This is a genomic window from Proteus sp. Marseille-Q3619, assembly GCF_965283115.1.
Window position 1 is genome coordinate 1,688,414 of record NZ_CBDIMP010000001.1, and the last position, 14,021, is coordinate 1,702,434.

14 protein-coding genes are annotated in these 14,021 nt (G+C 35.4%); 6 read left to right on the forward strand and 8 right to left on the reverse strand.

Annotated features, from left to right (window positions below; translation table 11 throughout):
• Positions 1–212 precede the first annotated feature (212 nt).
• On the reverse strand, positions 213–1,208 hold the full coding sequence (gene gntR / locus ACWPWK_RS07625) for a gluconate operon transcriptional repressor GntR (protein ID WP_109373264.1): 996 nt from the start codon (positions 1,206–1,208) through the stop codon (positions 213–215).
• A gap of 231 nt (positions 1,209–1,439) precedes the next feature.
• On the opposite strand from gntR, the gene ACWPWK_RS07630 reads away from it, so the two are divergent.
• The 6 genes from ACWPWK_RS07630 (at position 1,440) to ACWPWK_RS07655 (ending at position 8,020) form a co-directional block, all read left to right on the forward strand.
• Entirely contained in the window at positions 1,440–2,471 is a 1,032-nt protein-coding gene (locus ACWPWK_RS07630; RefSeq protein ID WP_109373263.1) for an iron ABC transporter substrate-binding protein, read from the forward strand.
• Positions 2,468–3,466, forward strand: a complete 999-nt coding sequence (locus tag ACWPWK_RS07635) for a FecCD family ABC transporter permease (RefSeq protein WP_109373262.1) — start codon at positions 2,468–2,470, stop codon at positions 3,464–3,466. The genes ACWPWK_RS07630 and ACWPWK_RS07635 overlap by 4 nt, the downstream gene beginning before the upstream one ends.
• Positions 3,463–4,257, forward strand: a complete 795-nt coding sequence (locus ACWPWK_RS07640) for an ABC transporter ATP-binding protein (protein WP_109373261.1) — start codon at positions 3,463–3,465, stop codon at positions 4,255–4,257. Before ACWPWK_RS07635 ends, ACWPWK_RS07640 begins: the two co-directional genes overlap by 4 nt.
• Positions 4,244–5,068 (forward strand): class I SAM-dependent methyltransferase, encoded by an 825-nt coding sequence (locus tag ACWPWK_RS07645; RefSeq protein WP_109373260.1) that lies wholly within the window; start codon positions 4,244–4,246, stop codon positions 5,066–5,068. Before ACWPWK_RS07640 ends, ACWPWK_RS07645 begins: the two co-directional genes overlap by 14 nt.
• The gene (modD, locus tag ACWPWK_RS07650; RefSeq protein ID WP_109373259.1) at positions 5,065–5,913 is read left to right on the forward strand and encodes a ModD protein; all 849 of its coding nucleotides are present in this window, start codon (positions 5,065–5,067) and stop codon (positions 5,911–5,913) included. Before ACWPWK_RS07645 ends, modD begins: the two co-directional genes overlap by 4 nt.
• 160 nt (positions 5,914–6,073) lie before the next feature.
• Positions 6,074–8,020, forward strand: a complete 1,947-nt coding sequence (locus ACWPWK_RS07655) for a TonB-dependent receptor plug domain-containing protein (RefSeq protein WP_109373312.1) — start codon at positions 6,074–6,076, stop codon at positions 8,018–8,020.
• A 104-nt stretch (positions 8,021–8,124) separates the two neighbouring features.
• Here ACWPWK_RS07655 and ACWPWK_RS07660 read toward each other — a convergent pair whose 3' ends face one another.
• From ACWPWK_RS07660 to sicA, 7 genes are all read right to left on the reverse strand, one after another.
• Positions 8,125–9,144, reverse strand: coding sequence for an IpaD/SipD/SspD family type III secretion system needle tip protein (locus tag ACWPWK_RS07660; protein WP_109373258.1), 1,020 nt, complete (start codon positions 9,142–9,144; stop codon positions 8,125–8,127).
• Positions 9,145–9,296: 152 nt separating this feature from the next.
• Positions 9,297–9,542: an IpaD/SipD/SspD family type III secretion system needle tip protein gene (locus ACWPWK_RS07665; RefSeq protein WP_454208645.1), complete on the reverse strand. Its 246-nt coding sequence runs from the start codon at positions 9,540–9,542 to the stop codon at positions 9,297–9,299.
• A 29-nt stretch (positions 9,543–9,571) separates the two neighbouring features.
• On the reverse strand, positions 9,572–10,132 hold the full coding sequence (locus ACWPWK_RS07670) for a hypothetical protein (protein WP_454208647.1): 561 nt from the start codon (positions 10,130–10,132) through the stop codon (positions 9,572–9,574).
• A gap of 107 nt (positions 10,133–10,239) precedes the next feature.
• Complete coding sequence (locus ACWPWK_RS07675; RefSeq protein WP_454208649.1) at positions 10,240–10,512, reverse strand: hypothetical protein; 273 nt, start codon at positions 10,510–10,512, stop codon at positions 10,240–10,242.
• Between the two features lie 3 nt (positions 10,513–10,515).
• Positions 10,516–11,361: a type III secretion protein gene (locus ACWPWK_RS07680; protein WP_244185055.1), complete on the reverse strand. Its 846-nt coding sequence runs from the start codon at positions 11,359–11,361 to the stop codon at positions 10,516–10,518.
• Between the two features lie 28 nt (positions 11,362–11,389).
• The gene (gene sctE, locus ACWPWK_RS07685) at positions 11,390–13,495 is read right to left on the reverse strand and encodes a type III secretion system translocon subunit SctE (protein ID WP_109373256.1); all 2,106 of its coding nucleotides are present in this window, start codon (positions 13,493–13,495) and stop codon (positions 11,390–11,392) included.
• On the reverse strand, positions 13,488–14,012 hold the full coding sequence (gene sicA / locus ACWPWK_RS07690) for a type III secretion system translocator chaperone SicA (RefSeq protein ID WP_109373255.1): 525 nt from the start codon (positions 14,010–14,012) through the stop codon (positions 13,488–13,490). Before sicA ends, sctE begins: the two co-directional genes overlap by 8 nt.
• Positions 14,013–14,021: the final 9 nt, after the last annotated feature.

Genomic DNA, 14,021 nt, shown 5'->3' on the forward strand with positions numbered 1-14,021 from the left:
GGAGCGAAAATGTGAAGCGACTCTCAAATGAAAGTAAGATGATCTACAAACTGACAACAAAACATCTGATCAGCTTCTTTTTATTCACCGCAAAATGGGAAGTAATAACGCTGAAAGAGAGAAGGTATCTCAATAAAAAACCCTACTGTTAATCATATAACAATAGGGTTAATAAAATTATTAATTTATTTTAATATCAATAAGTTAAATATTTAAATACTTTCACCAGTAATAATGCGGAAACCAACATCAATCACTTGGCCTCGCGCAATTTTACCTTTCATTCGTTTAAGCAATAGATCAGCTGCTTGTTGCCCCATTTCATCACGAGGGGTAAAGATACTCGCCAGACGAGGCGTCATCACTTGTCCAACATCGTGTCCGTGGAAACCCGATATTGCAATATCCTCTGGCACGGAAATACCTAAACGCTGACATTCAAAAACAGCACCAATCGCAATATCGTCATTGGTGCAATAAAGTCCGTCTAAATCAGGATATTGCTTACGTGCAGCATGTAATAATTCAGCCCCTAATGAATAAGATGAGCTTTTTGGCGTCATCACATTACCAACAGGTAAACCCGCATTTTGCATTGCTTTTTCATAACCGTTTAAACGCATTAAGGTTCGTTCATCCTGTCTTGCGCCAAGGTAAATAACGCGTTTACATCCACGTTTGATCATCTCATTGACCATCTGTTTTGAAGCATCAACGTTATCTAATCCTACTGCCGAATCAAAACAAGGCGAAACGCTATCCATGATCTCCACCACAGGAATACCCGCAGTTTCTAACATTTTTATTGTTTTTGGTGTGTGCGTTCTTTCAGCAAGAATAAGCCCATCGATATTATAAGAGAGTAATGAAAGCAAGCGCTCTTCTTCTTTTTCAGCACGATATCCATAGTGCGCTAACATAGTTTGATAACCGTATTTATCGGTCACTGATTCAATGCCACGAATAACTTCGGCAAAAACTTGGTTAGTTAAAGAAGGTAGTAATACCCCAATCGCATGACTGGTCGAATTAGATAAAATATCAGGAGCGCGATTAGGAATATAATTAAGGCTCTCTAATTCACGCGCAATTTTTTCTCGTAAAGCTTCAGAGACTTGTTCGGGGTTACGCAAAAAACGACTCACGGTCATTTTGGTAACACCAACTCGCGAAGCTACATCCTGTAATGAGGGGCGTTTTTTCTTCATTTTATATCGCAACTATCCAAAAACACTCGTATTAATACGCGCTTTAATTTTCCAAGAATGCTGATTATAGCCCTAGGTTATACACTATTTCGAATAAAGTTTTTCAGATGTGTGCCGAGATTTGATTTTGACTGATGATCCCTTGACTTAAGCCAAAGGAAAGATAGTATTCTTCGCTGTATAATAAATGAAATAACGATATCAATATAAAACAATAAACAGTGTGAACCTATGGCGATCCACAGACGACAATTTTTAACTTACCTCACGACTATTGCGACATTATCGGCACTTCCACATTCGGTAAGAGCCGCAATAACCTCGCGTATTGCAGCACAATTTGGTCATATTCCTGCATCAGCCACAATCCATCGGGTGATTAGTGCGGGACCGCCTACTGATCAATTGTTACTCGCATTAGCACCTGAAAAATTATTGGGTTTTTCCTCACTTAATTTAGAAAAAAGCCCTTTATTTTCAGATGAACTACGCAAACTCCCCCGTTTAGGACGTTTATCAGGGCGAGGAAGTACACTCTCTTTAGAAGCTTTACTGACGTTAGAGCCCGATATCATTATTGATAGTGGTAATGTGGATGAAACCTATCGCTCATTAGCGAAGCGTGTCTCTGATCAAACGGGTGTACCTTATGTGTTAATTGATGGCATATTAAAAGATAGCCCAGCTCAGTTACGCCAAACAGGGGCTTTATTAGGTGTTGCAGAAAGAGCAGAAACATTAGCGCAGATTGCAGAGCAATATCTTAGTGATGCCGCGCTTTTTGTATCTGAACAAAAAGAGAGTCCACGTTTTTATCTTGCTCGGGGTGCCAAAGGATTACAAACGGGTGCAAGAGGCTCTATTCACACAGAAGCCATTGAAGCCTTAGGTTTTGAAAACGTGGTTGATATTCCTGATTTTACTGGTTTGACTGATGTTTCCCCTGAACAACTGTTAATGTGGAACCCTGAAATTATCATCACACAAGATGAAAATGCCTATCAGCAAATCACACAAAGTTCTGTATGGAACAGCATTCAAGCCGTTAAAAACAACAAAGTGTTACTGTTTAAAGGGCTACCATTTGGTTGGTTAGATGGCCCTCCGGGTATCAACCGTTTAATGGGGATGCGACGCTTACAGAGCCATTTTGACGTTCGAATAGAAAAGCAAGCCGCTCAAGATCTACAAAATTACTTTGCTCATTTTTACCATACGCAATTAAGTGCTGAACAATGTCAGCAATTGCTGGGGTATTCATGAGTCAATCAGTACGTATCACGCTTTTATTTGCGGTATTCTTCATCGTTGCGTTAATTGCAATCACTAGTGGTAAGTATTCACTTACCGCTAATGAACTGTGGACGCTGGTAAGTAATAAATTAATAGGCAATGTAGAATACAGCAGAACTGAAACCGTCTTTTGGCAAATAAGATTTCCCCGTGTTCTTGCGGCAATCTTAATTGGTGGAGGACTCGCTATTGCGGGAGCTGCTTATCAAGGTATGTTCCGTAACCCATTGGTTTCTCCTGATATTCTTGGCGTTTCATCAGGTGCGGGCGTGGGTGCGGTTTTAGGTATTTTCCTTGGGCAATCGATGTTGTCTATTCAGCTATTTGCCTTTGCAGGCGGTTTGGCAACGGTTGCCTTAGTCTATTTTATTGCAAGGCTTGCTAAACAACATGATCCTGTCCTTTCCCTTGTATTAGTTGGTATTGCGATTAGTGCATTATGTGGCTCGGCAATTTCATTAATGAAAATTCTCGCTGATCCTTATACGCAATTGCCCTCAATTACCTTCTGGCTTTTAGGGGGGCTTTCAACGATTACCGCCTCTGATTTATTTTCTGTCGCACCGTTAATGCTGGTTGGCTTTATTCCGCTGATTTTATTGCGCTGGCGTATGAATATCCTCAGTTTATCTGATGAAGAAGCCAGAGCATTAGGTTTAAATGTCGAAGTGACGCGGTTAGTTTTTATTTTGTCAGCAACATTGATAACCGCAAGTGCCGTTTCTATTGCGGGCATTATTGGCTGGCTAGGCTTAATAGTGCCGCATATTGCAAGATTGTTAGTGGGTGCTAACTTTAGCCAACAACTGCCTGTTTCTTTGCTTGTGGGCGCCATTATGCTGTTAATCACTGACACACTAGCTCGCACTATTGCCAGTATTGAACTTCCATTGGGTATTTTAACCTCCGCCATTGGTGCGCCATTCTTCCTAATGTTGTTACTTAGAACAAGGAAAGGCGCATGATCATTGCTAATGCAAAACAGCTCGCCATTGGCTATAAAGGCAAAACCTTAATTAAAGATCTCTCATTCCACATCGAACAAGGGCAAATCATCTGCTTATTAGGCGCAAATGGTTGTGGAAAAACCACACTGATGCGAACGTTGTTAGGGCTAATACCTTGTATTGAAGGTGAGATTAATGTTGCGGGGAAAAAACTAAGTGAGTGGTCACCAACAGAACTTGCCAAAGTAGTTGCTTATGTTCCTCAAGCAACGCATATCCCCTTTTCTTTCAATGTTATCGATATGGTTGTGATGGGACGAGGTGCACATTTATCCTTTTTCTCTATGCCAAGTTACCAAGATAAAACAATGGCAATGGAAACCTTAGAAATGCTCTCGCTTTCTCATCTTGCTCACCGAACTTTTGATACCTTAAGTGGTGGCGAAAAGCAGATGGTCTTGATTGCTCGTGCTTTAGTACAACAGCCCAAATTACTGGTTATGGATGAACCCGCGGCCAGCCTTGATTTTGGTAATCAAATAAAACTACTTACCCAAGTTAAGGCATTAAAAGCATTAGGGATCAGTGTTTTTATGTCAACACACCATCCACAACATGCCGCTTCATTGGCTGATGATGTCATTTTACTGACACCTCATGCTCCTGTTTTGCAAAATAGTCCTGAGATTTTGCTGACACCCAACAATTTAGCGCACCTTTATGGTGTAAAACCCACAGATATTCAGGCGCATTTTCACGCCTACTCGGATAATAACAATGAATATAGGCAAGAATATGAACACCATTGAAACCACAGATTTTGCTGAACTTTATAAAAACCACATGGTACAGGCTGAAAGAACCAAAAAAGAGCCAGAACATTGGGATAAACGTGCTGAAAAAATGGCAGAAACCTGTGCCAATCCTAACGATCCTTACTTAATTAAGTTTCGTGAAATGATGGATTTTACAGGTGCAGAAACCTTATTAGATGTGGGTTGCGGCCCTGGCTCTATCAGCATTCATGTTGCGGATAAATTCAAAAAAGTCATTGGTATTGATTACAGTACAGGCATGCTCGCAGTGGCTAAACGTAGAGCTGAACAAGCAGGCATCAATCACGCCGACTTTATCACTTGCTCATGGGAAGATAGCTGGGATGCACTTCCTCGTTGTGATATTGCGGTCGCTTCACGCTCAACGCTCGTGATGGATTTAAAAGCTGCGCTATTAAAGCTTAATCGCCAAGCTAAATTACGTGTTTATACGACCCACACCGTATCCCCAACTTTTGTTGATCAACGCATTATTCGCTTACTGGGTCGAGATATTCCTACGCTACCAACCTACATTTATGCAGTAAATATGCTTAACCAAATGGGTATTCACCCTAAAGTGGATTATATCCGTAGCCGTAATTGCCAAAGTAATTTCAATAGCCTTGAGCAATTTATTGAGGGGATCAACTTCTCCGTAGGGCCTTTAAGTGAAGATGAAATAACACGTTTAACAAACTACTATCATAACAGCATTAAAAATGGCGTTTCACTGATTTCGCCTACGCGTGATTGGGCGATGGTTTCTTGGGATGTCGTGCCAGAAAGTGAGTTAACACTATGATTTATTACCCGGATGCCTTTCTTGATAATTTATTGATGGAAGATATTCAGTATGGTGATTTAACAAGTCGCGCCCTGAATATCAGTGATCAATTAGGTACGATGACATTTACACGTCGTGAAGCAGGCTGTGTTAGTGGGATCACGCTAGGTTGCCGTTTATTAGAAAAGTTAGGGTTAGAGGTAAAAGCACATCGACAAGACGGTGATTTTGCCGACAAAGGCGATTGTTTAATCACAGCAGAAGGTCGTGCTGATGCACTACATCAAGGCTGGAAAGTGGTACAAAACGTGCTGGAGTGGAGTTGTGGTGTGAGTGACTATATGGCGAAAATGCTAGAAATCTATCACCACTATCAACCGAAAGGGCAAATTGCGTGTACCCGTAAAAATATCCCAAATACCAAGTTACTGGCAACACAAGCGGTACTTGCGGGCGGTGGTGTGATCCATCGCCAAGGTTGTTCTGAAACTATTTTGCTCTTTGCTAATCATCGCCGATTTTTATCAGAGCCAGATAATTGGGCACAGCATGTTAAACAGTTACGCCAAGCGGCACCTGAAAAATGTATCGTGGTAGAAGCTGACGATATTGAACAAGCAAGAGAAGCGTTAAAAGCCCAACCAGATATCTTACAGCTTGATAAATTCTCCGTTGAAGATATTGCTCAACTCCAACATGAAGCGCCTCAAATTGCACCTCAATGCCATCTTTCGTTGGCTGGCGGAATTAACCTGAATACGATTGAAAAATACGCACAAACAGGCATTCGTTTAATGGTAACGTCTGCGCCTTATTATGCACCACCGACGGATATTAAAGTTCGTCTTTACCCAAAAGATTAAATAAAAATAATAACTTATGAGTAAATGAGTATTTACCTATTTAATCAATAATAAACAAAACCGAGTGCTAACGTATTGTCAGCACTCATTTTATTCATTTATTTTTACGCAATTCGTTATATAAAAAATTATATACTGACTGCAAATTGAGATTGGAATGATGAAATTAAAACCTCTATGCTACTGTTTATCTGTTGCTCTACTACCAAGTATTGCGCTTGCTGACACTACTTATGGACATTCAACGCCTGATCTATTAACCGTTTGGAGTAGCCCGATTGCGGCCAATCCAGATGTGTTAACACAAGCGCAAATGCTTGAACAAAACAAAGTGAATGCAGCACAAGCTATTGCAACATTACCCGGTGTTGTGATGCAAAAATCGGGCAACCGTAATGAATACACCATTAAAGTGCGTGGCTTTGATAGCCGTCAAGTGCCTGTATTCTTTGATGGTATTCCAACGTATGTTCCTTATGATGGCAACCTAGACTTAGCGCGCTTTACCACTAACGATCTGGCAAGCATCGAAGTCAACAAAGGCTATACCTCATTACTGCAAGGCCCTAACTTAATGGGCGGCGCTATCAATATCACCACTGCGACACCGAAAAAACCCTTAGAAGGAAGTATTGCTTATTCTCAAGGTTTTGCTCGCGGTGCTGATTATGCACATAACATGAGTGCGCGTTTAGGTGCTCGCAGTGATTTAGGCTTTATTCAAATCAGTGGTAGCCAATTAAAACAACGCTTTACGCCAATTCCGGGGGCTGACGAAAATAATCAAGCAGCCGGTACACATGGACGTCGTGATAATTCAGCCACTGACGATAAGCGCGGCATGATTAAAGTCGGTTGGACGCCACGCGCTTCTGACGAATATACCCTGACTTATGTAAAACAAGACGGTGAAAAAAATAGCCCACCATCAACATTAGGTAAGGGTAAATTTAAATATTGGGCATGGCCAGATTACAACAAAGAGAGCTATTACTATAGCGGTGTAACACAAATCACCGATGGCATTAATCTACAAAGCCGTGCTTATCACGATAAATTTGAAAATACCCTCTATATGTATCCAAAAAAAGGGGATACTCCTGACTATAGCCACTATGACGACTACAGCACAGGCGCGGCATTGCAATTAGGTATTGATACACGTGACAGTGACCTACTCTCTTTTGCCGCACATTGGAAAGATGACGTTCACCGCGCTCAAAAAGAGAAAGGTGGCGATTGGATGCGTTATAAAGACAGAACATGGTCTTTAGCCACAGAATACCAATGGGTTGTCACCAATGATCTCGATTTAGTGGGTGCCATTAGCTATGATTGGCGTGACAGTGTTGATACCGATAAAGGCGCTGATAACAACAAACAAACCGCTTTTAACTGGGAAATGATGGCAAAATATTCTTTAGCCAATGACGATACTGTCCGCTTCTCGATATCTGATCGTAGTCGTTTCCCAACGCAAAAAGAGCGTTATACCACTGAGAAACCAAAAGATGGATCAAAAGGGATTATTAATCCTGATTTAGATCCTGAACGTGCATTATCGTTCGACTTAACCTATGAAGGGCACATTACCGATAAATGGGGTTACCAAACCAGCATTTACTACAACCGAGTCAGTGATGCAATTATGGCACACACAGTTTATCGTGATGGCAAAGCATTTTTCCAAAACCAAAATAGTGGACGCATCGACTACGTGGGTCTTGATTTAGGCACTAAAGGCAACGTCACTGATTGGTTAGAACTTGGCGTAAACTATAGCTATATCCACAGTGACCCGAAAAAAATCGAACATATTGAAGGCTTACCAAAACATAAAGCTTATATGTGGATGACGTTTATTCCAGTTGAACAAGTTCGCTTTACCATTATGGAAGAAGCACAAGGCTGGACTTATAACCGTATTGATGAAGATGACAAACTCGCAGGCTATGCAAAAACCGATCTTCGTTTAGATTATGACTTTGGTTATGGTGTTTCTGCTAATGCTTCTATTAATAACCTGTTTGATAAATCTTATGAATACACTCAAGGTTATATGGAAGACGGTCGTAATTACTGGTTAGGTGTAGAGTATAAATTTTAATTTAAATTATTATTAATAAATTTAAGAGCTGATATTAAAATAAATATCAGCTCTTTTTTATCCCTAAAATAACTTTACTTTCCATAACAACACTCTAAATATAATTAAAATCGTAAAAAACCTTTCGCCATTTCTAATAATGCATTCATTGTACTGCTCACTATTTTTACAAAATTATCATAATTACTATTGGCTGCACTGTATTTTTTTGATAATTCATCCAAGTTAGTATTAACGCCTTTTTCAACGGTATCGAATGTTTTCTTTAATAATTCAAACTCTGTTTGTAATATATCCGACCAACCATTTGGCATATTAAATAAATGTTCCTTTAATTTTTTAATCCCCGATACATCAAATTTAATTTCAAATGAAAAATTCATATTAGTATTACTTTCTTTTACTAATGATACTCCTTTAATTTGACTAAGTAATTTTCTTACTGCCTTAACTGCATTATTAACCTCAGCCTCATCTTTATAATATATTTTTTCCCCATCAATCATTCTATAAAATCGGCCATCATTATCTTTAAAAAATTCCATAGAAAAAAATGATGACTTTAAATTACGCATAAATCCAATTAATTTATTGGTAATATTAACAGGAAATACACTTATAAATCCATCCTTACCGCTGGCATTTGTTGACCTACTTAATTCAGATAATATTTCTCTTAATTCTCTTACAAAATCCATATACTTGGAAAAAATATCTTTCAAAACATCTAAATAATCATTTTTACCCGCGATAATAGATTGTTTTACTTCATCAAATAAATCACTTAATGAATCTGTTGGATAACTGTCATTTGATTGCGCATTTTCTATGGTACGAGAAGCATAACTAATTTCATTTAAACTTTTCTTTTGATTAATATTATTTTTTACATATTGTTCATCAAGGTAAAAACCTTTTTCTTTGCTAGAGAGATATTCAAATTTATTATCATATTTACTATCGTTAATATAAAGATCTTGATACTCTCTCTTTATGTCTTCTAATAAAAAGCTTGAATTATTCAAAAATTCATCTTGATTATGTGTTTGCACATTATAGAACTTATTTTCCACATGTGGTTTATGATTACTTTTAGGTACATCAAAATTAATAGCTGTAGCCATAACATTAACCTTTTATATAAAAATAAAAGAAGTTGTTTCAAGAAAAAATTAAAATTAATATTTTAACAAAACTTAAAACAACACATAAACGTTAGCACTATTGGGCTATTTTCTCTAAAAATATAAACTTTACTTTTAATCTCTATAAAAAGTTAAAATCGTAAAAAACCTTTCGCCATTTCTAATAATGTATTCATTGTACTGCTCACTATTTTAACAAAATTATCATAATTGCTATTTGCTGAGCTGTATTTTTTAGAGAGTTCATCAAGATTAGAATTCATTCTCTTTTCTAATGAATCAAGCGATTTTTTAAATAAATCAAATTCAGTTTGTAAAATATTTTTATATTTTGCTTCTTCTTTTTTATTTTCATTATCTTCTTTTACTTTTCTCATCTCTTCTTCAATATCAAAACCAGGTCTAACTAAACCAAATAAAGATGTATTATCATAAAGTAGTTGTTCTCTTTTTTCTCTATCTCAGCATCTGATAATACGCCATCCATAGAGATATCCGTATTTATTTTACTCAGGAAATTATCAAGATCATCAAAATCGATGTGGCCAATAAAATTTAATCCAATATCATTTTTTATTTCTGATGCGTGATTTTCCTTTATTACCTTAATGCCTTTTATATCTGTTAATAATTTTTCTATTGCATTTAATGATTGATGAATTTGTTCTTTATCTTTATAACTTATTAAGTTTTTTCCTATTTTTCTAATGTAATTTCCATCATTTTGATATTCAAATAAAATTTTAGTGTAAAAAAATGATTTCTCTCTTAATTTTTCCTGATACTCTTTTTTAACATTCTCCAATATTTTTTTTAATTCAATATAATTAATTGCTATATATCCATCTTTCTTACCCGCTTTAGTATATTGGATAATGGATGTTATTGCCTCTCTTAAGTCTCTTACATAATTCATATAATTGGAAAAAACATCTTTTAAAACATCTAAATAGTCATTTTTACCCACAACTATTGATTGCTTAACCTCATAAAAAAAATCACTCAATGAATCTGTAGAATAACCAGCATCCGCAATTTCATCTTTTATAATTGGCTCTAGTTTTTTTATGGTATTTAAGCATTGATTATGAAAAATAACATTTTTATCATATTGTGCAGAGAGAGAAACATATATTCCCTCTCTGTTTTTCCCTTTAAATTATTACAACTAATCCAGTGTTCAAGATCAAAATCTTTTTTTTCTCGTCTTATATTTATTAATAACTCATTCATATCATCTAAAACGGTTTTTTCATTTTTAGATGTAGAAACAACATTATTATCTGAAGAATAAATTTTTGAATGACTTGCTATATTAGACATCCCTGAATCAATAGCTTTAGCCATAAATTATCCTCTTACATTCGAACCAATTGCAGAAGCAGCATCTTGCTGCGCATGAATAATTGCTTCAATAGCTTGTAACAATGCTTTTATCACTTCCGTTATTTCGCGTTGCATCTCATTATTATTATTAATAACATGATTATTAATATTTCCTCTTGCTTCCAATACTTTTTGCTTACCATCAAGTACAATTCCTTGAGACTGCAAAGTTTGGTCTGCTACTCGAGCCAAAGGGTCCGCTGTTGAAGTCACTAAGTTACCGGTGATCATCGTTGGGTTAGAATGACCAATAAGATCTTTCCCCATCCCTTTAATTGAAACAAAAGCCCCCATACCATGAACTGCCATTGAAATACCCGCACTCGTAATTGCGGCACCAATCATAATATTGGCTTTTTTATTAAGATTATCTTTTATCTGATCAGCCATATTTAATTCAATATTCATCAGCATCACGCCCATTTCTCTAGATGCTTCGAACTTTTTAATTATAGACTCTAAATATTTAACAATTAAGTTGATTAATTTCATCATATCAGTAGAGATGAAATTAAACATACTCGATTTATCTGTTTTCATATGATCATAAATATCATTGTCGTTATCAACTTCAAGTGATTTTAATATCTTTTTTATATCCGGAGTTTTTACTTCTGGTTCAACTAGAATTGGTTTTGATTTATTTTTTATTCTTTCTAAAGAACTATTTAATTTATTATCAATATCTTTACTTAAACTCTCTAAATTTTCTTTATTTAGTTTACTATCATTAATAACATCCTTGTTATCAAGGATATCATTAAATTTAGACTTATAGTTATTAAATACATTATCATTACTTATTTTCATATTAATACCTTATTAAAGATAAACTTGATTAAATAGATATATTTCTAATCATGTCTGATTTAGTCCGATTACTTATAGAAGATTTTTCACTCATATTTTTTAAAATTCCAGTGATAGTATCGATATTCTCATGATAACTTTCCATTATCTTATCCATTAACTTTTGAATAAGATTTAATATGGTATCTAATTTTTTACTGTCAGCGACAGATTGCATAATTTTTGCAGAAAGAACACTACTATAAATATTAACTGCATTTGTTGCTGTTGCATTAATTAACTTAGAAATAACTACGGTTCTGTTTAACATCACACCTGCCTTCTGGCTGATCTCTTTAGCAAATAGTGCGTTAATTTTCTTTATCGCCTCTTCAAATACTTGAACAATGATTTCTTTAATCATTTTTCCCATCATAAGTTCAAGTGCTTCATTGAAGACTCTTTTCAACATATCTCTGACTTGTTGATTAATTATTTGCTTCGCTACATTTGTTATGCCATTCATAGCTGGACCAACAACAAAACTTAATGCAATTGCGGAAATAAATAAAACTGCGGTAATTAACCCCTTAAGCCCCATTTTTAATTTATCTTGTATTGAGTTTTTTATATCCTCAATAATTTTTTTATCTATACCTAATTTCTTTAATTCATCGATAGCGTTATAAATCACATCAGCTAGAAAATCGACCACCTTATCTAAAGCCTCCATCAAAGCTTCAGTCAGAGGTTGCATTAATTCATCCATAAACGATGTGCCATGTATCGCTTGGTACACTTCATCTGCAACAGTTAGTGCAGCATCCGCGACCATTAATACAACTGCAACCGCCATTAAGGCCATGGAAGCGCCTGCAGTAAAAATAGAAGCAATACCCGCAACGATGGCGACTAATCCAGCTAACAGTTTTAAACCAATACCTGCCCAAAACTGAATTTCTTCTTGCTTTTTTATTTGGTTTTTTTGATCGTCAATTTTTTCTTTAAGTGATTTTTCCGTCACTTTTTGCATTTCCTCAAAGAGTTTTTGCTCATTTTCAGAACGCTGTAACATCACTTTTAATGTTAATTCTCGTGTTTTTGCTAATAAAAAAGTTAATAACGCCATTCCAGATAAAGAATTTGACATTATTTCAAGTTCTAATGCACTTTGAGTTGTCGTAAGCGCTCGATATACTTCTTTTATTTGCTCTAATTTTTCTTTTATTGACGCATTTTCTTTTTTATTAATTAATGCTCTTAGTTCATCTTGATGTGAAGTGATTGTATTAATTCTATCCTCACTAATAGAAACATTGGGCATAACTTTAAAAATATTATCAAAGAATTGAGATAGACTATTATATAATTTATCTAAATCATCTAAGGATAAATTAGAGAGATCATCAGGTAATTTCAAAAATGGAAATATCTTTTCAAGTGATTTTTCCATATCGCTTTTAGATTTAATTTTTCCTGATAATAATTCTTTAATTAACGATCTGGGAATATTGTTGTTTTTTAAAAAGTTTCTAATTTCAGATTCCGTTTTAAAATCATTCGATTTTATTTGATTATAGACCTCCATCCAATAATCAATATAAGCATCTTTATTATTTTTAAATTCATTGATCGCTGATTTAAATTTCTCTCTTAAACCATCAACACCTTTCGATAAGGCATTTAGCTTGTCTATATAATAATCAAGTTTATCCGGATCTTTAATTTGATCTAAAATATTTTGGTGAATGACATTTTGATAGGATAATTGCAAGTATACAAAATCATACTCTTTACTTGATTTATTATTTGTGGAGCAGATAATAACAGAAGGGGTTGGTGATGATTGTTGTTCTTGAGATATATTTCTATTATTAGCCTTTGTATTTTGTTGAGAGAAAATATTTATTTTATACTGCACATCATCCTGAATATTAATCCTTTGATTATTTTTTTTCTGCTCAATAGGCGCTCTAAGAGCAGGTGCAAAATTTTTATTTTCTTTATCTTTAATTTGTGAAGAAACAATACTTTCATTTACAGCATTGATTCTTTGCGCTTGTTGCGTTGTCTTTTTAACAACATTTTCCACTTCCTTAGAAGGTAAAGGTGTGGAAAATACCATGTTATCATTAACTTTCTTAATATCATTCATACTGTTCTTCCTTATCTTCTTTATCTGTATTAAGAACAACAAGGGGAATATCTTTTAATGATTCTAAATAAATATTGGCTCTTTCTTTTATAGCTTGATCATTAATATTTTCTGAAACTTGATGAAAACAATATTTTGCTTTTTCTTTTTCACCAAGCGATAAATTACATTGTCCTGCATAAAAGACAGGTCGATAATCATTTTTCGCATTGAGATAAGCTAAAGCATAAAGATCAATTGCTGCTTGATACTGTTTTTTTAATTGTTTAACAGCAGCAAGCCCCATAATGTAATCAACATTATAAAAATCGTAGAGACACAAAAATTTGAAAATCGCTTCAGCTTCACTCAGTTTTCCCTTCTGGTAAAAGTCATAAGCAAATGAATAGATTCCTTCCATAAATCCTTCTGGGATAGCGCCTTCATCCTTGAGTGATGCCCCATTCTGAACAATAGAAACAATATAGTTTGCTAATTGATCAATTTCTTTTTCTGACATTTTTTCATATACTGACATGATGTTAAT

What these genes read in the sequence shown, in the direction of transcription:
- ACWPWK_RS07635 (WP_109373262.1), top strand. Translation starts at nt 2,468, where the DNA reads ATGAGTCAATCAGTACGTATCACGCTTTTATTTGCGGTATTCTTCATC.
- ACWPWK_RS07680 (WP_244185055.1), bottom strand. Translation starts at nt 11,361, where the DNA reads ATGAAAATAAGTAATGATAATGTATTTAATAACTATAAGTCTAAATTT.
- gntR (WP_109373264.1), bottom strand. Translation starts at nt 1,208, where the DNA reads ATGAAGAAAAAACGCCCCTCATTACAGGATGTAGCTTCGCGAGTTGGT.
- ACWPWK_RS07645 (WP_109373260.1), top strand. Translation starts at nt 4,244, where the DNA reads ATGAACACCATTGAAACCACAGATTTTGCTGAACTTTATAAAAACCAC.
- ACWPWK_RS07655 (WP_109373312.1), top strand. Translation starts at nt 6,074, where the DNA reads ATGAAATTAAAACCTCTATGCTACTGTTTATCTGTTGCTCTACTACCA.
- modD (WP_109373259.1), top strand. Translation starts at nt 5,065, where the DNA reads ATGATTTATTACCCGGATGCCTTTCTTGATAATTTATTGATGGAAGAT.
- ACWPWK_RS07630 (WP_109373263.1), top strand. Translation starts at nt 1,440, where the DNA reads ATGGCGATCCACAGACGACAATTTTTAACTTACCTCACGACTATTGCG.
- ACWPWK_RS07675 (WP_454208649.1), bottom strand. Translation starts at nt 10,512, where the DNA reads ATGGCTAAAGCTATTGATTCAGGGATGTCTAATATAGCAAGTCATTCA.
- ACWPWK_RS07665 (WP_454208645.1), bottom strand. Translation starts at nt 9,542, where the DNA reads ATGAGAAAAGTAAAAGAAGATAATGAAAATAAAAAAGAAGAAGCAAAA.
- ACWPWK_RS07640 (WP_109373261.1), top strand. Translation starts at nt 3,463, where the DNA reads ATGATCATTGCTAATGCAAAACAGCTCGCCATTGGCTATAAAGGCAAA.
- sctE (WP_109373256.1), bottom strand. Translation starts at nt 13,495, where the DNA reads ATGAATGATATTAAGAAAGTTAATGATAACATGGTATTTTCCACACCT.
- ACWPWK_RS07660 (WP_109373258.1), bottom strand. Translation starts at nt 9,144, where the DNA reads ATGGCTACAGCTATTAATTTTGATGTACCTAAAAGTAATCATAAACCA.
- sicA (WP_109373255.1), bottom strand. Translation starts at nt 14,012, where the DNA reads ATGTCAGTATATGAAAAAATGTCAGAAAAAGAAATTGATCAATTAGCA.